At 70.3% G+C, this 19116-nt stretch carries 21 protein-coding genes; 7 read left to right on the top strand and 14 right to left on the bottom strand.

Features of this window, described 5'->3' with window-relative positions; all coding sequences use genetic code 11:
* Position 1 precedes the first annotated feature (1 nt).
* Complete coding sequence (locus ACFYQ6_RS26760) at positions 2–838, top strand: MaoC family dehydratase (RefSeq protein WP_361575598.1); 837 nt, start codon at positions 2–4, stop codon at positions 836–838.
* Positions 839–841: 3 nt separating this feature from the next.
* On the opposite strand, the gene ACFYQ6_RS26755 is transcribed toward ACFYQ6_RS26760, so the two are convergent.
* Complete coding sequence (locus tag ACFYQ6_RS26755) at positions 842–1462, bottom strand: TetR/AcrR family transcriptional regulator (RefSeq protein WP_361575797.1); 621 nt, start codon at positions 1460–1462, stop codon at positions 842–844.
* 234 nt (positions 1463–1696) lie between these two features.
* Between ACFYQ6_RS26755 and ACFYQ6_RS26750 the strand changes: the two genes are divergently transcribed.
* Positions 1697–2893, top strand: coding sequence for an alpha/beta hydrolase family protein (locus ACFYQ6_RS26750; protein ID WP_388765550.1), 1197 nt, complete (start codon positions 1697–1699; stop codon positions 2891–2893).
* Between the two features lie 78 nt (positions 2894–2971).
* Here the strand turns inward: ACFYQ6_RS26750 and ACFYQ6_RS26745 are convergent, their stop codons facing one another.
* From ACFYQ6_RS26745 to ACFYQ6_RS26725, 5 genes are all read right to left on the bottom strand, one after another.
* Complete coding sequence (locus ACFYQ6_RS26745) at positions 2972–4327, bottom strand: dicarboxylate/amino acid:cation symporter (protein WP_361575604.1); 1356 nt, start codon at positions 4325–4327, stop codon at positions 2972–2974.
* Between the two features lie 416 nt (positions 4328–4743).
* Positions 4744–5040, bottom strand: coding sequence for a DUF4229 domain-containing protein (locus ACFYQ6_RS26740; RefSeq protein WP_361575607.1), 297 nt, complete (start codon positions 5038–5040; stop codon positions 4744–4746).
* A gap of 148 nt (positions 5041–5188) precedes the next feature.
* On the bottom strand, positions 5189–5716 hold the full coding sequence (locus ACFYQ6_RS26735; protein WP_388765291.1) for a GNAT family N-acetyltransferase: 528 nt from the start codon (positions 5714–5716) through the stop codon (positions 5189–5191).
* A 148-nt stretch (positions 5717–5864) separates the two neighbouring features.
* Positions 5865–7028, bottom strand: coding sequence for an aminofutalosine synthase MqnE (mqnE, locus tag ACFYQ6_RS26730; protein WP_203186852.1), 1164 nt, complete (start codon positions 7026–7028; stop codon positions 5865–5867).
* 200 nt (positions 7029–7228) lie between these two features.
* Positions 7229–7684, bottom strand: a complete 456-nt coding sequence (locus ACFYQ6_RS26725) for an Lrp/AsnC family transcriptional regulator (RefSeq protein WP_356742167.1) — start codon at positions 7682–7684, stop codon at positions 7229–7231.
* A 122-nt stretch (positions 7685–7806) separates the two neighbouring features.
* Between ACFYQ6_RS26725 and ACFYQ6_RS26720 the strand changes: the two genes are divergently transcribed.
* A complete protein-coding gene (locus ACFYQ6_RS26720; protein WP_356742166.1) occupies positions 7807–7956 on the top strand; it encodes a hypothetical protein in 150 nt (49 codons plus the stop codon).
* A 10-nt stretch (positions 7957–7966) separates the two neighbouring features.
* On the opposite strand, the gene ACFYQ6_RS26715 is transcribed toward ACFYQ6_RS26720, so the two are convergent.
* Positions 7967–8632 (bottom strand): UbiX family flavin prenyltransferase, encoded by a 666-nt coding sequence (locus ACFYQ6_RS26715; protein WP_361575799.1) that lies wholly within the window; start codon positions 8630–8632, stop codon positions 7967–7969.
* Positions 8633–8745: 113 nt separating this feature from the next.
* Here ACFYQ6_RS26715 and ACFYQ6_RS26710 point away from each other — a divergent pair, with 113 nt between their 5' ends.
* Positions 8746–9348: a rhomboid family intramembrane serine protease gene (locus tag ACFYQ6_RS26710; protein WP_361575618.1), complete on the top strand. Its 603-nt coding sequence runs from the start codon at positions 8746–8748 to the stop codon at positions 9346–9348.
* Here the strand turns inward: ACFYQ6_RS26710 and mqnP are convergent.
* Together mqnP and ACFYQ6_RS26700 are read right to left on the bottom strand one after the other, a co-directional pair.
* A complete protein-coding gene (gene mqnP / locus ACFYQ6_RS26705; RefSeq protein WP_356742162.1) occupies positions 9338–10249 on the bottom strand; it encodes a menaquinone biosynthesis prenyltransferase MqnP in 912 nt (303 codons plus the stop codon). The two genes, ACFYQ6_RS26710 and mqnP, sit on opposite strands and share 11 nt — an antisense overlap.
* Positions 10246–11703, bottom strand: a complete 1458-nt coding sequence (locus ACFYQ6_RS26700; RefSeq protein ID WP_388765286.1) for a menaquinone biosynthesis decarboxylase — start codon at positions 11701–11703, stop codon at positions 10246–10248. Before ACFYQ6_RS26700 ends, mqnP begins: the two co-directional genes overlap by 4 nt.
* Positions 11704–11790: 87 nt before the next feature.
* Between ACFYQ6_RS26700 and ACFYQ6_RS26695 the strand changes: the two genes are divergently transcribed.
* A complete protein-coding gene (locus tag ACFYQ6_RS26695) occupies positions 11791–12198 on the top strand; it encodes a PLD nuclease N-terminal domain-containing protein (RefSeq protein ID WP_361575623.1) in 408 nt (135 codons plus the stop codon).
* 50 nt (positions 12199–12248) lie between these two features.
* Here the strand turns inward: ACFYQ6_RS26695 and ACFYQ6_RS26690 are convergent, their stop codons facing one another.
* Complete coding sequence (locus ACFYQ6_RS26690) at positions 12249–12689, bottom strand: MarR family transcriptional regulator (protein WP_361575626.1); 441 nt, start codon at positions 12687–12689, stop codon at positions 12249–12251.
* A 166-nt stretch (positions 12690–12855) separates the two neighbouring features.
* Here ACFYQ6_RS26690 and ACFYQ6_RS26685 point away from each other — a divergent pair, with 166 nt between their 5' ends.
* Both ACFYQ6_RS26685 and ACFYQ6_RS26680 read left to right on the top strand, forming a co-directional pair.
* On the top strand, positions 12856–13551 hold the full coding sequence (locus ACFYQ6_RS26685; protein WP_388765284.1) for a type 1 glutamine amidotransferase domain-containing protein: 696 nt from the start codon (positions 12856–12858) through the stop codon (positions 13549–13551).
* Positions 13548–14876, top strand: coding sequence for an aldehyde dehydrogenase family protein (locus tag ACFYQ6_RS26680; protein WP_388765282.1), 1329 nt, complete (start codon positions 13548–13550; stop codon positions 14874–14876). Before ACFYQ6_RS26685 ends, ACFYQ6_RS26680 begins: the two co-directional genes overlap by 4 nt.
* Before the next feature lie 63 nt (positions 14877–14939).
* Here ACFYQ6_RS26680 and ccsB read toward each other — a convergent pair whose 3' ends face one another.
* Genes ccsB through ACFYQ6_RS26660 form a run of 4 tightly spaced genes read right to left on the bottom strand, consistent with a single transcriptional unit; the run spans position 14940 to position 19093 of the window.
* Positions 14940–16022 carry a c-type cytochrome biogenesis protein CcsB gene (gene ccsB, locus ACFYQ6_RS26675; RefSeq protein ID WP_361575635.1) on the bottom strand — a complete coding sequence of 361 codons (1083 nt, stop codon included), beginning with the start codon at positions 16020–16022 and terminating at the stop codon, positions 14940–14942.
* Positions 16019–17713, bottom strand: coding sequence for a cytochrome c biogenesis protein ResB (locus ACFYQ6_RS26670; RefSeq protein ID WP_388765279.1), 1695 nt, complete (start codon positions 17711–17713; stop codon positions 16019–16021). The genes ccsB and ACFYQ6_RS26670 overlap by 4 nt, the downstream gene beginning before the upstream one ends.
* 4 nt (positions 17714–17717) lie before the next feature.
* Complete coding sequence (locus ACFYQ6_RS26665) at positions 17718–18491, bottom strand: cytochrome c biogenesis protein CcdA (protein ID WP_361575641.1); 774 nt, start codon at positions 18489–18491, stop codon at positions 17718–17720.
* On the bottom strand, positions 18488–19093 hold the full coding sequence (locus ACFYQ6_RS26660) for a TlpA disulfide reductase family protein (RefSeq protein ID WP_356742149.1): 606 nt from the start codon (positions 19091–19093) through the stop codon (positions 18488–18490). The genes ACFYQ6_RS26665 and ACFYQ6_RS26660 overlap by 4 nt, the downstream gene beginning before the upstream one ends.
* Positions 19094–19116: the final 23 nt, after the last annotated feature.

Here is a 19116-nt window from a genome sequence, read left to right as displayed (position 1 = left end):
CATGACCGGCCTCGGCATGACCCTCGTCCGCGGAGCCCTCACCTCGCCGTTCAAGCGGGCCGGGCGCACCGGCGCCACGCTGCCCACCCGCCGCGAGGTCCTGCCGCCCGCCCGCGTCGCACCCGGCCCGCTCGCCGCGTACAGCGGGATCTGCGGCTTCGCCGCGTCGGACGTACTCCCGCTCACCTACCCGCACGTGCTGGGCTTCCCGCTCGCCATGCGGCTGATGACGGCCCGCGACTTCCCGCTGCCGGTGCTGGGTCTGGTCCACACCTGGATCGAGATCACCTCGCACCGGCCGCTGCACCCGGCGGACGAGCCCGAACTCACCGTGTACGCGGCCGGGCTGACGCCCCATCGGCGAGGTACCGAGGTCACCGTGGTGACCGAGGCGCGGCTCGCGGACGAGCTCGTCTGGGAGTCCCGCAGCGGCTATCTGTCCCGGCACGCCACCACCGCGGACTCCCCGGCGGCGCCCTCCTCGCCCCCTCAGGAGCTGCCCGCCGTGGCCGAGTGGCGCCTGCCGGCCGGCCTCGGCAGGCGCTACGGCGCCGCGTCGGGCGACCGCAATCCCATCCACCTCCACCCGGTGACGGCGAAGCTGTTCGGCTTCCCCCGGCACATCGCGCACGGCATGTGGACCCTCGCACGCTGCCTGGCGGAGGCGGAGCGGCGAGGCGGCCCGGGGGCCCGGGGACGGATCCGGAGCGTACGGGCCGACTTCAAGGCGCCCGTCCTGCTGCCCTCCACCGTCACCTACGCCACCGACGGCGACGCCTTCCAGCTGCGCGGCGGCAGCCGTACGCACCTCACCGGGCGGACGGTCAGGGAGGACTGAGGCTCAGTCCTCCCGGGGCTGCCAGCCGCGTCCGTGCATGAGGTTCTCCAGGCCCGCCCAGGAGAAGTTCATCAGCGTGGCGGCGGCCTCCTTGGCCGAGACGCCCGGAGTGACGTTCGCCCACCCCGCGAGCGCCTCCGCGGCCCCCACCAGCGCCTGCGCGAGCCCCGCCACATCCCGGTCGGGCAGCGCGGGATCGTGGTGCGCCTCCCGCGCCGCCGCCCCGATCAGACCCGTCACGAACGCAACGATCTCCTCCCGCAGCACCCCCACCTCGCTGACGAACGGCTCCCCGTGCGAGCTCGCCTGCTGGTGCAGCACCGACCAGCCGTCCGGGTTCTCCGCGGTGTGGGTGAAGAAGGCCCGCAGCCCCGACCAGAGTTGCCGGTCGGCGGGCAACCCTGGCTCCACACCCGACTGCACGGCTTCCACCAGCGCTTTTGACTCCCGGCGGATGCAGGCGGAGAAGAGCTCCTCCTTGGAGTTCAGATACAGATAGACCAAGGGCTTGGAGACACCGGCCAGTTCCGCGATCTCGTCCATCGAGGCGGCCCGGTACCCGCGCCGGGCGAAGGTCCGCACGGCCGCGTCCATCATCTGCTGCTCACGCACCGCGCGCGGCATCCGTTTGCTCTTCACTGCACTCACGTCAGACGTCCTCCCGCCCCCACTGCGCTACTCCTCGGTAAGAGTACGGCGCGGGCGGATCTCCCGCCGGACGGACGAAACGCACCGGACACGATGGCCGGTAGTCGTCCACCGGGTCCGACGCCCCGCGTACGTCTCAGGTCCCCCCCGAGGTCACGCCTCAGGCCGATGCCGCGTGCCGTCACACTGCCTAGTGTCCTTCGCATGACGATGAGACTCCGCAGACGGACGGGGCTCGCCGCCCTCGCCGCCATGGTCCTGCTCGCCACGCCCGCCACCGCCGCGCACGCCGGGGCGCGGACCGCGAACGCCTCCGCCGCGTCCGACTCCGCACTCGCGTTACCCCGCCCGACCGGACCGTACGCCGTCGGAACCGAGGTCCTGCACCTCACCGACTCCGGCCGGGCCGATCCATGGGTGCCGCAGGCGGGGCCCCGTGAACTGATGGTGTCGGTGCACTACCCCGCCCGCCCCGGCGGCGGGGGCGCTCGCGCCCCCTACATGAGCGCCGAGGAGGCGAGGCTGCTGCTGGCGGAGCGCGGACTGGACGGCATCGTGTCCGCCACCGCCGTCAGCTCCATCGTCACCCATGCCCGCACGGACGCCCGCCCCGCCCGGGGCCGGTTCCCGCTGGTCCTGCTCTCCCCCGGCTTCAACACGCCCCGGGCCACGCTCACCTCCCTCGCCGGGGAACTGGCGAGCCGGGGCTACGTCGTGGCGAGCGTCGACCACGCCTACGAGTCCACCGGCACCGCCTTCCCCGGCGGGCGGATGCTCACCTGCGCGGCCTGCGACGTGGTCGAGGCGGCGCCGGACGACGAGGGAGAGCGGGAGGTGCTGCGGACCGTCTCCACCGGACGGGCCGCCGACCTCTCCTTCGTACTCGACCGGCTGACCGGCCCCCACCCGGCCTGGGACCACTCCCGCATGATCGACCGGCGCTGGATCGCCGCTGTCGGCCACTCCGTCGGCGGCAGCGCCGCGGCCTCCACGATGCTCGCGGATCCCCGCGTCGACGCCGGGGCCGACATGGACGGCACGTTCTTCGAGCCGGTCCCCGCCTCGGGCCTGGACGGCCGCCCGTTCCTCATGCTCGGCACCGAGGCCGACCACCGCCCCGGCAGCGCCGACACGTCCTGGGACGAGGGCTGGCAGCATCTGGACGGCTGGAAGCGGTGGCTCACCGTCAAGGAGTCGGGACACTTCACCTTCACCGACCTGCCCGCCCTCGCGGGCGAGCTGGGGCTCCCGCCGGACCCCGCGGCGCCACTGTCCGCCGACCGGTCGACGGAGATCACCCGGGACTACATGGCAGCCTTCCTCGACCTGTCCCTGCGGGGGCGGGAACAGCCGCTCCTGGACGGGCCCACGGCGCGGAACCCCGAGGTCGTCTTCCAGAACCCCTGACCGGCGCGGCACATACGGAGAGCGCCCCCGGACCGAGGTCCGGGGGCGCTCTCCGCAGGCACGACCGTGCGGGCGTCGCTACGCGGTGACGGGCACGCCCGACGGGCGCGCGTCCTCCACCTCGGGCTCGTCGACCGGGGAGGCCGACGCCGAGTTGTACGCGTCGTGGTCGAGGATCTTCTCGCGAGCCGCGACGATGACCGGGACCAGCGCCTGACCCGCCACGTTCGTGGCCGTCCGCATCATGTCCAGGATCGGGTCGATGGCGAGCAGCAGACCCACGCCCTCCAGCGGGAGGCCCAGGGTCGACAGGGTGAGGGTCAGCATGACCGTGGCGCCGGTGAGGCCGGCGGTGGCCGCCGAGCCGATGACCGAGACGAACGCGATCAGGATGTAGTCACCGATGCCCAGCTGGACGTCGAAGATCTGCGCGATGAAGATCGCCGCCAGCGCCGGGTAGATGGCGGCGCAGCCGTCCATCTTGGTCGTGGCACCGAACGGCACGGCGAAGGAGGCGTACTCCTTCGGGACGCCGAGGCGCTCGGTGACCTTCTGGGTGACCGGCATGGTGCCGACCGAGGAGCGGGAGACGAAGGCCAGCTGGATCGCGGGCCAGGCGCCCTTGAAGAACTGGAGCGGGCTGACCTTGGCGACCGTCGCGAGCAGCAGCGGGTAGACGCCGAACATCACCAGTGCGCAGCCGATGTAGACGTCGGCGGTGAACGTGGCGTACTTGCCGATCAGGTCCCAGCCGTAGTCGGCGATCGCGTAACCGATGAGGCCGACGGTGCCGAGCGGGGCGAGGCGGATGACCCACCACAGGGCCTTCTGGAGAAGCTCCAGGATCGACTCGCTGAGGGCGAGGATCGGCTTGGCCTTGTCGCCGAGCTGGAGCGCGGCGATGCCGGCGACGGCGGCCATGAAGACGATCTGCAGGACGTTCAGCTCGGTGAAGGGCGTGATGACGTCCGTGGGGATGATGCCGGTGAGGAAGTCGAGCCAGGAGCCTGCGTGCTCCGGCTTGGCGCCGTCCTTCGGGGTGAGGCCGGTGCCGGCGCCCGGGTTGGTGACCAGACCGATCGCGAGGCCGATGGCGACCGCGATCAGCGACGTGATCATGAACCAGAGCAGCGTGCGGGTGGCCAGCCTGGCGGCGTTGTTGACCTTGCGCAGGTTGGTGATCGACACCAGGATCGCGAAGAAGACGAGCGGCGCGACGGCCAGCTTCAGCAGCTGGACGAAGATGTGGCCGACCTGGTCGAGCGTGGTGTACAGCCAGTCGATGTCGTAGCTGCGGGTGAGCCAGCCGAGCAGCACACCGGCGACCAGACCGGCGACGATCTGGATCCAGAACGGGATGCTCGGTATGCGGAAGCCGGAACCGGACGGCTTGCCCGCCTCGGTCTCGGCGGGGGGCGCGGAATTCGCGGACACGGACACACTCCAGACGGGACGCATCGGGACGTACGAGGACAGACGTACGGTCGTGCGGTCGAACAAGGGGGACGGGGGTGCGGCGCCCGCGTCAGAGGCGGCGCCGCTGCATGATGCCGGTTCAGACGTTGCGGCAACAGACCGCGGACATACAGCGGCAGAGATCGACGTGCAGGCGCGCCACGAGCGGGATGCCCGGCGTGTGGTGGGTGCGCACTGCTGCAATCATGTCGAACACGTTAACACTGAAACTTTGAGAACCTCAAAGGTCCGCTTTTCGATCGCCTGACCCCGCCCCCGGGCCGACGGGCGCGGCAAAGGGTCCGTGAACGCCGAAACCCCGGTGCGGGAGCGGTTGCTCCGGTACCGGGGTTCACCGCGCACAGGTCGCGGGTGTGAGGAAGCTTACGCGGCGCTCACCTGGTGACACTGTCCTCGCGGGTGCGGTTCGAATCGAGCCGGGCCTTGGTCCGGTCGACCGTGGAGATCAGCTGCTCGGACATCTCGTCGCGCTGCTTGCGCAGCAGGACGAAGCTGAGCGGCGCGGAGAGCAGCAGGCCGAGGAGGATGACCCATACGGCGTTGGAGCCGCCGACGCCCGAGGGCAGCACACCGAAGTGGACCGCCACACCGGCGACGAAGAAGCAGCCGACGAAAATCAGCAGGCGCATCGCGGTGTACCGGATCGTTGCGCTCGGCTTGGCAGCGGACACGGCTGGCCTTCTCTCTACGTCCGACGTTCCTGCGGTCGTGCAGTCTGGAATCCTGCCCGACCAGTGAAGCATGCCCCGAATTCGATCAGTTCGCAGGGTTGTCCCGAGGTCTTCGGCGGGGCGCTTCCGGCCGCGCCCGTCCGCGCTTCTACCGCGGGAGCGGGAGCAGCATGATGACGTCGTCGCGGTAGTCGTCCTCGGCGACGCGGATGGCGTCGGGAACCCGGCCCACCTCCTTGTAGCCGCAGGAGGCGTAGAAACGGTCCGCCCCCGTACCGCCGCGGCAGGTGAGCCGGATGGCGCCGATGCCCTCGATGGCGCGGGCGGCGTCGGCGGTGGCCGCCATCAGTTCGCGCCCGTAGCCCTTGCCCTGGTGGCGGGGGTGGACCATCACCGTGTAGGCGCCGATCCAGTGCCGCATCAGCCGGTGGGTGTTGTGGGTGAGGAAGGCGGTGGCCGCCACCACGCCGCCCTCGTCCCGGCCGACGACCAGGCGGGTGCGGCCCTCGACCATCCCGGCGAGGTGCTTGACCAGCTCCGGCCGTACCTCGTCGGCGGTGACGGGCGGCACGAAACCGACGGCCCCGCCGGCGTTGCTGACATCGGCCCAGAGCGCGGTGATCTGGTCCCGCAGTGCCCGGTCGAAGGCCGGGTCCACCTCAAACGTAAGTGCCATGCTGGCAGATTAACTATTACATCCGACGTGCTTCAAATGGCGTCCAGCACGCGAGAAAGCCCCGGCCTGGGGACGGATGGCCGGGGCTTTCGGACAGCGGGACCCCTCGGCGCCCTCGACGGGTGCGGGCTCCGGGGCGGGTTCGGCGTCAGACCCGCATGGGCTGGGGCGTCTCGCGCCGCCCGGCGTCCGGCCCCGGGTACTCGCGCAGGATCTCGTAGCGGGTGTTGCGCTCGACGGGCCGGAATCCCGCGTCCCGGATGAGGTCGAGCAGGTCCTCACGGCCGAGCTTGTTCGGGGTGCCGTAGTCGTCGGCGTCGTGCGTGATCTTGTACTCGACGACGGAGCCGTCCATGTCGTCCGCGCCGTGCTGGAGCGCGAGCTGCGCGGTCTGCACGCCGTGCATCACCCAGAAGACCTTGACGTGCGGGACGTTGTCGAAGAGCAGCCGCGAGACCGCGAAGGTCTTCAGGGCCTCCGCGCCGGTCGCCATCGACGTCCGCGCCTGGAGGGTGTTGCGGACCTTGCCGTCCTTCATGTCCACGAAGTCGTGCTGGTAGCGCAGCGGGATGAAGACCTGGAAGCCGCCGGTCTCGTCCTGCATCTCCCGCAGCCGCAGCACGTGGTCGACGCGGTGACGGGGCTCCTCGATGTGCCCGTACAGCATCGTCGCCGGGGTCTTGAGCCCCTTCTCGTGCGCGAGCCGGTGGATGCGCGACCAGTCCTCCCAGTGGGTGTTGTGGTCGACGATGTGCTGGCGGACCTCCCAGTCGAAGATCTCCGCGCCCCCGCCGGTCAGCGACTCGAGCCCGGCGTCGATCAGCTCGTCGAGGATTTCGGAGGCCGAGAGCCCGGAGATCGTCTCGAAGTGGTGGATCTCCGTGGCGGTGAACGCCTTGAGCGCCACCTCGGGCAGGGCTTCCTTGAGCGCGCTGAGCGAGCGCGGGTAGTAACGCCACGGCAGGGTGGGGTGCAGCCCGTTGACGATGTGCAGCTCGGTGAGGTTCTCGCCCTGCATCGCCTTCGCGAGGCGGACGGCCTCCTCGATGCGCATCGTGTACGCGTCCTTCTCGCCCGGCTTCCGCTGGAACGAGCAGTACGCGCAGGACGCGGTGCACACGTTGGTCATGTTGAGGTGCCGGTTGACGTTGAAGTGGACGACGTCGCCGTTCTTCCTCGTCCGGACCTCGTGGGCCAGTCCGCCGAGCCAGGCCAGGTCGTCGGACTCGTAGAGCGCGATCCCGTCCTCGCGGGTCAGCCGCTCGCCGGCCCGGACCTTCTCCTCCAGCTCGCGCTTGAGTCCCGCGTCCACCAGGGCGCCTCCATATCTACGTAACAGACTCCGGCAGCCAACCGTACTCCCCCGCCCTCCGGGCGCAGGCACCCCCGTCCGCCCGGCCGTGGCCAGGCCCTTCGCGTCCGGACCGGGCGGAGCCCCGCGCGATCCGGACCGGAGCCGGGCCCCTTCGTCCGGACCGGGCCGGGGGTCCCGCGCGAGCCGGGCCGGCGGGCCTAAGCCTCCTCGGGGAGCTCCCCGACCCGGTTCTCCCACTTGGTGGAGAGCACCACCGTCGTGCGGGTCCGGGACACGCCCTTGGTGCCGCTCAGCCTGCGGATGGTCTTCTCCAGGCCGTCCACGTCACCGACGCGCACCTTGAGCATGAACGAGTCGTCGCCCGCGATGAACCAGCAGTCCTCGATCTCGGCGAGCTCCTTCAGCCGGTGCGCGACGTCCTCGTGGTCGGCGGCGTCCGAGAGTGAGATCCCGATCAGGGCGGTGACGCCGAGACCCAGCGACGCGGCGTCGACGGTCGCGCGGTAACCGGTGATGACCCCGGCGGTCTCCAGCCGGTTGATGCGGTCGGTGACGCTGGGCCCGGAGAGCCCGACGAGCCGTCCCAGCTCGGCGTACGAGGCCCTGCCGTTCTCCCTGAGGGCCTGGATGAGCTGCCTGTCCACCGCGTCCATATGACTGAAACCTTCCATTGTTCAGCAGTACCGCGAGTTTACGTGTAGAATTTAAGGCACAACAGGGGTTACGCCTTGCAAATCTTTCTCATCGCCCTAGAAACACTTTCGAATCTTCAGGAGTGAACGACACCGTGTACTCGATCGAGATGGCCTACGCCCGGATGCGCGAGCTGCAGGACCTGGCCAACCGCTCGCGTGCCCACCAGCCCGCCGCCGCCCAGCGCGTCGACCGCACCCGCGCCCCGCGCGCGTTCAGGAAGAAGCGCTGACCCCTCGGGATCAGCCCCGGGAGGCTCCACCGAGCTCTCCTTCCCACCGGCGGTACAGCTGGTGCGGCACTCCCGCCGCGTCCAGCACCCGCCCGGCGACGAAGTCCACCAGGTCCTGGATGTGCGTCGCCCCCGCGTAGAACGCCGGAGAGGCGGGCAGCACCACGGCGCCCGCCTCGTCGAGCGCGACCATCTGCTTCAGCGTCGAGCCGCTGAGCGGAGTCTCGCGTACGGCGACGACCAGCTTCCGCCGCTCCTTGAGCGTCACGCTCGCGGCCCGCTGGAGCAGATCCTTCGAGAGCCCCAGCGCCACGCCGGCCACACATGCCGTCGACGCCGGGACGATCAGCATCCCCTTGGCCGGGTACGACCCGGACGACGGTCCGGCCGCCAGGTCACCCGCCGCCCAGTGGCGCACCGCGCCGACGTCCGGCCGGAAGGTGTCCGGCTTCCCGTCGGCGCCCCGTGCCAGCCAGTCGCGGAGGTCCTCCCGCCAGTGGGCGTCACGGAAGGCGATGCCCGTCTCGTCCAGGAGCGTGAGCCGCGAGGCCCGGCTGACGACCAGATCGACGCTCTCGCCCGCGGCGAGCAGTCCGCGCAGCACCGAGGCCGCGAAGGGCGTGCCCGATGCGCCCGACACCCCGACAATCCAAGGCCTGCGCTGCTGCTGACTCATCGAAGTCCCGGCTCTCACACCACCGAGCCTATCCGGCACCCCTTCACAGGAACCGGGCGAGGCCCTTCGGACGTTGCAACGGATGAGGGAACGGCGATGGACAGGGGGTGACCATGAGGGTCACACGCACGAGCGCCACCGCGCGGGCCGTCACGGCCGGTGCGGTCATGGCGGCCTGGGTCGCGCTGCTGTGGGTGCTGGAGGGCATCGACACGGCGACGGGCCACTCCCTGGACTCCTACGGCATCAGCCCGCGCGAGCCGGCCGAGCTGGCCGACATCGTGCCGTCCGCGTTCCTGCACAGCGGCTGGGAACACGTGGCATCCAACACCGTGCCCCTGCTCGTCCTCGGCTTCATCGCGGCGCTGGGCGGCGCGGGCAGGTTCGCCGCCGTGGTCCTCGTGGTGGTCCTGACGTCCGGTCTCGGCGTCTGGCTCACCGCGCCCGCGAACACCGTCACGCTGGGCGCGTCCGGCGTGGTCTTCGGCCTCTTCGGCTATCTGCTGGTCCGCGGCTTCGTCGACCGGCGCCCCCTGGACATCGTCCTCGGCGTGGTCGTCGCCGCGGTCTACGGCTCGCTGCTCTGGGGCGTGCTGCCGACCGACTCCGGCATCAGCTGGCAGGGTCATCTCTTCGGCCTCATAGGCGGGGTGGTGGCGGCGTTCGCCTTCCGCCGCCCCCGCCGCCCCCAGGGGCCGGACTACGTCACGGTGTGAGGCCCCGCACCAGCAGGTCGAGGAGCGCGCAGGCGAACAGCGCGATCCCGATGAAGCCGTTGACGGAGAAGAAGGCCCGGTTCAGCCGCGACAGGTCATGGGGCCGCACGACCCGGTGCTCGTAGACGAAGGCGACGGCGACGATCGCCATGCCGATCCAGTAGAAGATCTCCGCGTCCGTCGCGAGGCCGAACCACACCAGCAGCCCGGTCGTCACCACGTGGCAGACCCTCGCGCCCCACAGCGCGGCGGGGATCCCGAAGCGCGCGGGGAAGGAGAGCACGCCGTGGGCCCGGTCGGCCCGCACGTCCTGGCAGGCGAAGATCAGGTCGAAGCCACCGATCCAGATGCCGACGGCCAGCCCCAGGATCACCGCGTCCCACGACCAGCTCCCGGTCACCGCCAGCCAGGCGCCGATCGGGCCGATGGCCTGGGCCAGACCCAGGATCGCGTGGGGGAAGTTCGTGAACCGCTTGCCGTACGGATAGACGATCATCGGCACGACGGCGACCGGCGCCAGCGCCAGACAGAGGGGGTTGAGCAGGGCGGCGGCGCCGAGGAAGAACGCGAGGGCCACGATCGCACCGGTCCACGCGGACCTCACCGTGACGGCGCCGGTCACGAGTTCCCGGCCCTCCGTACGCGGATTACGGGCGTCGATCTCCCGGTCGATGATCCGGTTGGCGGCCATGGCGAACGTACGCAGCCCGACCATCGCGACGGTCACGAGCAGCAGCGTGCCCCAGTGGATGTTCTCGTCCAGCTGGAACATCGCGGTCAGCGCGGCGATGTAGGCGAAGGGCAGCGCGAAGACCGAGTGCTCGATCATCACCAGCCGCAGGAACGCGCGGGACTTGCCGCGCGGATGCGGGACAGCCGCCGCCGAGGCCGATGCGCTCACAGGCCGTACTCCTTCCACCGGCGGTCGACCTTCGCCGCCGTCTCCGGGTCGGACTCGACCATCTCCGGCCAGCCCCCGTCCCGCGTGTACCCCTCCTCGGGCAGCTTGCGCGTCGCGTCGATGCCCGCCTTGCCACCCCAGAACTGCTGGTAGGAGGCGTGGTCGAGATGGTCGACCGGGCCTTCGGTGACCGTCAGGTCGCGTGCGTAGTCGGTGTTCCCGAGCGCCCGCCAGGCGACCTCGTGCAGGTCGTGCACGTCACAGTCGGAGTCCACGACCACGATCAGCTTGGTCAGCGACATCATGTGCGCCCCCCAGATGGCGCTCATGACCTTCTGGGCGTGCTTCGGGTACTTCTTGTCGATCGAGACGATCGCGCAGTTGTGGAAACCGCCGGCCTCCGGCAGGTGGTAGTCCACGATGTCCGGAACGATGATCTTCAGCAGGGGCAGGAAGAAACGCTCGGTCGCCCGTCCCAGCGGACCGTCCTCGGTGGGCGGCCGGCCCACGACGATCGACTGGAGCAGCGGGCGCCTGCGCATCGTCACACAGTCGATCTTCAGCGCGGGGAACGGCTCCTGCGGGGTGTAGAAGCCGGTGTGGTCGCCGAAGGGGCCCTCGGGCAGCATCTCGCCCGGTTCCAGCCAGCCCTCGATGACGACCTCCGCCTGCGCCGGGACCTGGAGCGGCACGGTCTTGCAGTCGACCATCTCGATGCGCTTGCCCTGCACGAAGCCGGCGAAGAGGTACTCGTCGATGTCCCCGGGCAGCGGAGCCGTGGAGGCGTACGTGACCGCGGGCGGCGCCCCGAAGGCGATGGCCACGGGCAGCTTCTCACCGCGGCGGGCCGCGACCTGGTAGTGGTTGCGGCTGTCCTTGTGGATCTGCCAGTGCATCCCGATGGTGCGCTTGTCGTGGCGCTGGAGGCGGTAGAGCCCGAGGTTGCGGATGCCCGTCTCCGGGTCCTTGGTGTGGGTGAGCCCCAGGTTGAAGAAGGAGCCGCCGTCCCCGGGCCAGGTGAAGAGCGCGGGCAGCTGGTCGAGGTCCACGTCGTCCCCGGTCAGGACGACCTCCTGGACCGGGGCGCTGTCGGACTTCACCTTCTTCGGCGGCAGGTGGCTCATCGCGCCGAGCTTCCCGAACGCCTCCCGGATCCCGACGAAGCCCTGCGGCAGCTCCGGCTTGAGGAGGCCGCCGATCTTGTCGCTGATGTCGGAGTAGGACTTCAGCCCCAGCGCCTTGAGAAGCCGCCTGTCCGTCCCGAAGACGTTCATGGCGAGGGGCATGGACGCCCCCTTGACGTTCTCGAAGAGGAGCGCGGGCCCGCCCGCCTTGTTCACCCGGTCGACGATCTCGCCGACCTCCAGGTACGGGTCGACCTCGGCCTTGATGCGCTTGAGATCGCCCTCGCGCTCCAGAGCCCGGAGCAGGGATCGAAGATCGTCGTAAGCCATAACGTCCAGTATCTGCCACCGGCTACCCTGGGCCCGTCACCGGGGGCGGGACAGCGCCTCCCCATCTCATCGCGGGGGACCTCCACCATGCTCAGGGCCTTGATCTACCTTCTGCCGCTGGCGCTGACGATCTACGCGTTCATCGACTGCCTGAACACCCCCGAGGACGAGGCCAAGCACCTGCCGAAGGTGGCCTGGGTCTTCATCATCCTGCTGTTCTGGATCGTCGGCCCGATCGTCTGGCTGGCCGCGGGCAAGATGCGCACGCCGCCCACCGGGGGCCGTACGCCTTCGGAGTGGCACCGCTCCCACCGCACCACCTGGGTGGCACCGGACGACAACCCGGACTTCCTGAAGTCGCTGAAGGAAGAGAACAAGAAGGACGAGTCGCTCCTCAAGGACTGGGAGGCGGACCTGCGCCGCCGCGAGGAGGAGATCAAGCGCCGGGAGAACGGCGCCGGCCCCGAGGGCCCGACCCCGCCGGCAGGCTCATGACGTCCTGCTCATGACGCGCCCGCCCTCCCGACCGGGGAGTGCGGGCGTCCTCATGTGGACAGCAGTCGCCCCAGCCGGTCGAGCAGGGGCAGCAGAGCCGTGCGCTCCTCGGGGGTGAGCGCCTCCAGCGCGCCGTGCACCACGCGCATCTCGGCGCGGATGCGGTGCGCCAGCTCGGTGCCCTCCGCGGTGCGGGAGGCCACCTTGGAGCGGCGGTCGCCCGGCGCCGGGGTGCGCGTGACCAGTCCGCGGGCCTCCATGCGGCCGATCAGGCCGGTCGCGTTGGACGCGTCGCACACCAGATGACTGGCCAGGGCGCTCATGGGCATGGGTTCGTTGAGGGCGATCAGCGCCCTCGCCTGCGAGGTGCTGAGGCCGTGCCGGCCTGCCACGGCGGTGAGGTCGTCGTGGTGGCCGCGGACGACGACCGCGAGGGGTTCCAGCAGTTCGTCCGGAGTAGGGACGGCGCGGGGTGCCGGTTCCGTCGTCATGGTCGGTCATCCTTCGATCGGTACGTGCTCCGGAGGCCCGGGCCTCTGTCCGCCACGCACCCGCATTCATTTGACATGCTCAACTTTAGGCCGTTACATGAACGGTATTGCTTGAGCATATCAAGCTTCATGCCTCATGCGCCTCGCGTCTCGTAGGGAGCCCCCCATGCCCTCCGTACTCTTCGTCCTCACCGGTGCCGACCACTGGACCCTGAACGACGGCACCACCCACCCCACCGGCTTCTGGGCCGAGGAACTCGCCGCACCGCACCGCGTCTTCACCCAGGAGGGGTACGACATCACCGTCGCCACCCCGGGCGGCGTCGCCCCCACCGTGGACCAGGCCAGCCTGGCCGCCGAGGCCAACGGGGGCCAGGAGCAGGCCGACGCCGTGGCCTCGTACCTCGCCTCGATCGACGAGACGCTCCGCATCCCCGCGCGGCTCGAGGACGTCGTCCCCACCTCGTACGACGTCGTCTTCTACCCCGGCGGCCACGGCCCCATGGAGGACCTGGCCGTCAACGCGGTGTCCGGCCGGCTGCTCACCGCGGCCCTGGACAACGGCACGCACGTGGCCGTCCTGTGCCACGCCCCCGCCGCCCTGCTGCCCGCCCGTCGTGAGGACGGCAGCTGGCCCTTCGCCGGCTACCGCCTGACCGGCTTCAGCAACGCCGAGGAGACCCAGGCCGGATTCGCCGCCAAGGCTCCCTGGCTGCTGGAGAACCGGCTCGTCGAACTCGGCGCCCAGTACTCCGCCGCGGACCCGTGGGCGGTGCACACCGTGCACGACCGCAATCTGCACACCGGCCAGAACCCCGCCTCCTCCGAACAGCTGGCGCGCGAGATCGTGGCGGCCCTGTGAGCCCCGCCGGCGCCCGTACCACCGAGTCCCCCGCCGATGTCGTCGCACGGCTCCGCGCCGCCTTCCGTACCGGACACACCAGGGACCTCGCCTGGCGTGAGGACCGGCTGTCCCGGCTGCGCGCGCTCCTGACCGAGCGCGGTGACGAACTGGCCGAGGCGCTCCGCGCCGATCTCGGCAAGAGCCGCAAGGAGGCCTACCGGACCGAGATCGACTTCACGGTCCGCGAGATCGATCACACCCTCGAACACCTGGCGCAGTGGCTGCGCCCTGAGCCCGCCCCCGTACCGGCGGTGCTCGCCGGGGCCACCGCGAGCACCGTGCGGGACCCGCTCGGGGTCGTCCTCGTCATCGCGCCCTGGAACTACCCGGTGCAGCTGCTGCTCGCCCCCGTCGCCGGCGCCCTGGCCGCGGGCAACACCGTGGTGGCGAAGCCCAGCGAGCTGGCGCCCGCCACCTCGGCCGCCATAGCGAGGCTGCTGCCGGAGTATCTGGACCGCGACACGGTCACCGTGGTGGAGGGCGGGGTGCCGGAGACCACCGCGCTGCTCGCCGAGCGCTTCGACCACATCTTCTACACGGGCAACGGCACGGTCGGCCGGATCGTGATGGCGGCGGCTGCCCGCCACCTCACCCCGGTCACCCTGGAACTGGGCGGCAAGTCGCCCGTGTTCGTCGACCGCGGCACGGACCTCAGGACGGTGGCCGCCCGGCTGGCCTCGGGCAAGTTCCTCAACGCCGGCCAGACGTGCGTGGCCCCGGACTACGTCCTGACCGACCCGGAGACCGCCCCCGCACTGGAGGAGGCCCTCGCGGCGGCGGTCGAGGGGCTGTTCGGGCAGGACGCCTCCACCAGCCCGGAGTACGGACGGATCGTGAACGAGCGCCACTTCGACCGGCTGGTGGCCCTCCTGGACTCCGGACGCACGGTCACGGGCGGAGCCCACGACCGGGACGAGAAGTACATCGCGCCGACCGTGCTGGCCGACGTGTCACCGGACGCGCCCGTGATGCGCGAGGAGATCTTCGGCCCGGTCCTGCCGGTCCTCACCGTGGAGGGACTCGACGAGGCCATCGCCTTCGTCAACGACCGGGACAAGCCGCTGGCGCTGTACGCGTTCACCGAGGACCCGGCGGTCCGGGAACGGCTGCTGACCGAGACCTCGTCCGGCGGGGTGGGCCTCGGGCTCCCGCTGGCCCATCTGACCGTGTCGGACCTGCCGTTCGGCGGGGTCGGCGAGAGCGGCATGGGCAGCTACCACGGCCGGTACTCCCTGGACACCTTCAGCCACCGCAAGGCGGTCCTGGACACCCCGCTCGGCTGACGGCCGTGCACGCCACGAGGGCGCGACCGCTTCGGTGCGGTCGCGCCCTCGTGGCCGTACGGGTCAGACGCCGGCGTAGGAGTGCTTGCCGGTGACGAAGATGTTCACGCCGTAGTAGTTGAAGAGCCAGCAGCCGAAGGCGACGAGCGCCAGGTAGGCGGCCTTGCGGCCCTTCCAGCCGGCCGTCGCGCGGGCGTGCAGGTAGGCGGCGTACGCGACCCAGGTGATGAAGGACCAGACCTCCTTGGGGTCCCAGCCCCAGTAGCGGCCCCAGGCGTCGCCCGCCCAGATCGCGCCCGCGATGATCGTGAACGTCCACAGCGGGAAGACCGCGGCGTTGATGCGGTACGCGAAGGTGTCCAGCGACTTCGCGGCGGGCAGCCGCTCCAGGACCGAGGTGGCGAACTTGCCGGGGGTCCCGCCGCTCGCGATCTTGTTCTCGTAGCTCTCGCGGAAGAGGTACAGCAGCGTGCCGACGGCTCCGAGGTAGAACACGGCGCCGCAGATGATGGCCGTCGAGACGTGGATCCACAGCCAGTAGGAGTGCAGCGCCGGGACCAGCTGGTCGCTGTCGGTGTAGAGCGTGGTGGTCGCGATGCCGAGGTCGAGCAGCACCGTGGTGACCAGCATCAGGCCGATCCAGCGGACGTTCTTCCGCAGCGCCAGCAGGAGCAGGTAGGCGCCGACGGCCACCGTGGAGAAGGTGATCGAGAACTCGTACATGTTGCCCCAGGGGGCACGCTGCACCGACAGGGCGCGCGCGACGACCCCGCCCGCCTGGACGGCGAAGGCGAGCACGGTCAGCGAGACCGCGATCCGGCCCCACAGGTCGCCCTTGAGGGTGCCGCCCGCAGCGCCGGGACCGTCCGGTACGTCGCGGTCACCCGCGGCAGAACGGGTGATGATCCTGGGCCGTTCCAGCACGGCGGTGCCGCCCTGCTGCGCGACCCGCACCGTGGCGCCGCCGGCGCCGGCGGCCGAGTCCTTCTTCAGCGCCGCGGCCGTGCGGCCGACCTTGCTGCGGCTGCCGAACACCCACTCCGCGATGTGCGCGAAGAAGGCCAGGGTGTAGACGGCCATCGACGAATAGATCAGCGTGTTGCTGACATTCGCCAGGTTCTCGTTGGTTGCGGCGGCGAGATTCACTTCTCAGCCCCTTCGGCAGGCTCTTCGGAAGGTTGTCCGGACTCGGGTCCGGGGTCGGGCGCGGTCGGTGCCACGGTGTTGAGCGCGACGGCGAGGTCCGCCAGCTCCTCGGGAAGCTTCGCGGACTCGCTGCGGCCCAGTCCGGCCATCTCGACGACGGTAGCCCCGTCCGGTCCCGCCACCGCCCGCACCCACACCCGGCGGCGCTGGATGAAGAGCGAGCCGGCGAGTCCGGCGATGGCCGCGACGGCGCCGGTGAGGGCCCAGCCGCTGGCGGGCTGACGTGAGATCTGGAAGCTGGCCCACTCCTCGACACCCTCGAAGGTGATCGAGCCGGCGCCGTCGGGCAGCTGCATGGTCTCGCCGGGGCGGAGCCGCTTCTTGAGCTGGTCCCCGTTGCTGTCCTTGAATTCCTTCATCTTGGACGTGTCGAGCTGGTAGACGTTCTGCGGCAGTCCCGAGTCCACGCCCAGGCTGCCGTGGTAGCCGTTGAGCGCGAGGACCGGGTAGTCGAGGCCGGGGTACTGCGAGAACATCGTGCCCTGGCCGTCACCGGCGAAGGTCGGCACGAAGAACGCCTGGAAGCCCAGCTGCGACTTCTTGCCGTTCTTGTCCTTGTAGCCGTCCATCACCTTGATGGCGCCGGTGGAGGTGACGTTGTTGTCGATGGGCAGCAGCGGAACCGCGCTCCGGTAGACCTCCTTGCCCCTGCCGTCCTTGACCGAGAGGACCGGGGCGTAGCCGTGCGCGTTGAGGTAGACCTTCGTACCGTCGACGACGAGCGGCTTGTTGACCTCGATGACCTTCTTCTTCGCCTCCCCGTCCGCGCCCTCGGCGTACGTCACCCGGGCCTCGTAGGTCCGGGGCGTACCGCGCTGGGGACCGCTGCGCTCGTACGTGCCGACGAAGTCCTGGAGGTCGAAGCTGAAGGGGGTGAGGTCGTCGTCGTCGAAGAGCGAACCGGACTTGAAGTCGTCGTACTGGGTGATGGTGTTGGCGAACCCGTCACCCTCGACGACGAGCTTGCCGCCCTCGGACTTGAAGAGCTGTCCACAGGCGAACGCCACGAGCATGACGATCAGCGCGATGTGGAACAGCAGGTTCCCGGTCTCGCGCAGATAGCCCTTCTCGGCGGCCACCGCGTCACCGACGGCGTGCGAGCGGAAGCGCCGCTTGCGCAGGATGGAGAGCGCGGCCTCGCGGACCTGCTCGGGCGAGGCGTCGGTGCGCCACGTGGTGTAGGCCGGCAGCCGGGTCAGCTTCCTCGGCGCGCCCGGCGGGCGGCCGCGCAGCTGTCCGACGAACTGCCAGGTGCGGGGGACGATGCAGCCGATCAGCGAGACGAACAGCAGGATGTAGATCGCGGAGAACCACACGGAGCTGTAGACGTCGAACAGCTGCAGCTTCTCGTAGACCGGGGTGAGCGAGGTGTGGGCCTCTTTGAAGGTCTGCACCTTCAGTTCGTCCACGCTGTTCTGCGGGATGAGCGAGCCTGGGATGGCGCCGAGTGACAGCAGGAACAGCAGGATCAGCGCGACCCGCATCGAGGTGAGCTGCCGCCAGAACCACCGGGCCCAGCCGATGACGCCCATCGAGGGGACGGAGGCGGCGGACTCCTCGCGCGGGGCGGTGGAGAGCTGCTCCCCGGCCTGGCCGAGGTCGCGCTCGTCCGTGGTGTTCGTGTTGCTCATGGACTCAGATCCCCACAGTGAAGCCGTTGGACCAGACCTGCATCTCCTGGATGAGCACGTCCCACGCACCCGTCAGCAGGAGAATTCCGGTCACGATCATCATGCCGCCGCCGATCCGCATGACCCATGCGTAGTGGCGCTTGACCCAGCCGAACGCGCCGAGCGCCCGGCGGAAGGCGATCGCCGCCAGGACGAAGGGGACGCCGAGCCCGAGGCAGTACGCCACCGACAGGATCGCCCCGCGCCCGGCGGTCGCCTGGTCGAAGGCGAGCGCGTTGACGGAGGCGAGCGTCGGGCCGAGGCACGGTGTCCAGCCGATCCCGAAGAGGGCGCCGAGGAGCGGCGCTCCGGCCAGCCCGGTCACCGGCCGTTTGTGGATGCGGAACTCGCGTTGCGTCATCCAGGGCAGGAGCCCCATGAAGAAGATCCCCATGAGGATCATCAGCGCGCCGAGGATCTTGGAGAGGGTCCCGCTGTACTCCTGGAGCGTCTGGCCGAAGAAGCCGAAGAGCGCGCCGCCCGACACGAACACGGCGGTGAAGCCCAGGACGAAGAGCGAGGCGCCGGCGACGGTCCTGCCCCGCCGGCTCTCGGCGAGATCGGCGCCGCTGACACCGGTGACGTAGCTGAGGTAGCCGGGCACGAGCGGCAGGACGCACGGTGAGAAGAACGAGACGAGCCCGCCGAGCAGAGCGATGGGCAGCGCCACTATGAGGGCCCCGCTGACCACCGTCTCGTTTCCGCCGGTGGTCGCGGCCAGCTGGAGTGCGGGGTTCACTTCTCGGCGACCAGCGGGTCGATCATCTCGTGCAGCTTCGTGGCGTCGAGCGCCGCGAGCGACCGGGCGGCGAGCTTCCCCTCGCGGTCGACGACCACGGTCGACGGGATGGCCTTCGGGTTCAGCGTGCCCTTGGGGAAGCGCAGGAGCTGCTTGCCCGTCGGGTCGTAGAGGCTCGGGTAGGTGACACCGAAGTCCTCCTCGAAGCTGACCGCGAGGGACTTCTGGGGGTCGCGGGTGTTGACGCCGACGAACTGGACGCCCTGGTCCTTCATCTCCTCGGAGACCTTCACGAAGTGCTTGGCCTCCGCGCGGCAGGGACCGCACCACGATCCCCAGAAGTTCAGGACGACGACCTTGCCCTTGTAGTCGGAGATGTCCAGGGTGGTGCCGTCCAGGGCGGGGCCCGCGAGCTTCGGCGCGTCGGTGCGTTCCCCCTTGGCGACGGTGGAGATCCCGCCACTGCCGGTGACGAAGTTCGTGTTGCCGCCCCCGCCCGCCCGACTGCCCTCCCCGCCGCACGCGGACAGGGTCAGGGCACCGGCCACGACGGTGGCGGCGAGCAGGGTGGAGCGGCGTCGGGGTGCGCGGCCAGAGCTCATGTGAAAAGTTTCGCATGGCAGTT

Source organism: Streptomyces sp. NPDC005494 (assembly GCF_042872025.1).
In the GTDB taxonomy this organism is placed as follows: domain Bacteria; phylum Actinomycetota; class Actinomycetes; order Streptomycetales; family Streptomycetaceae; genus Streptomyces.
This window is presented reverse-complemented; position numbering and strand designations above follow the sequence as displayed.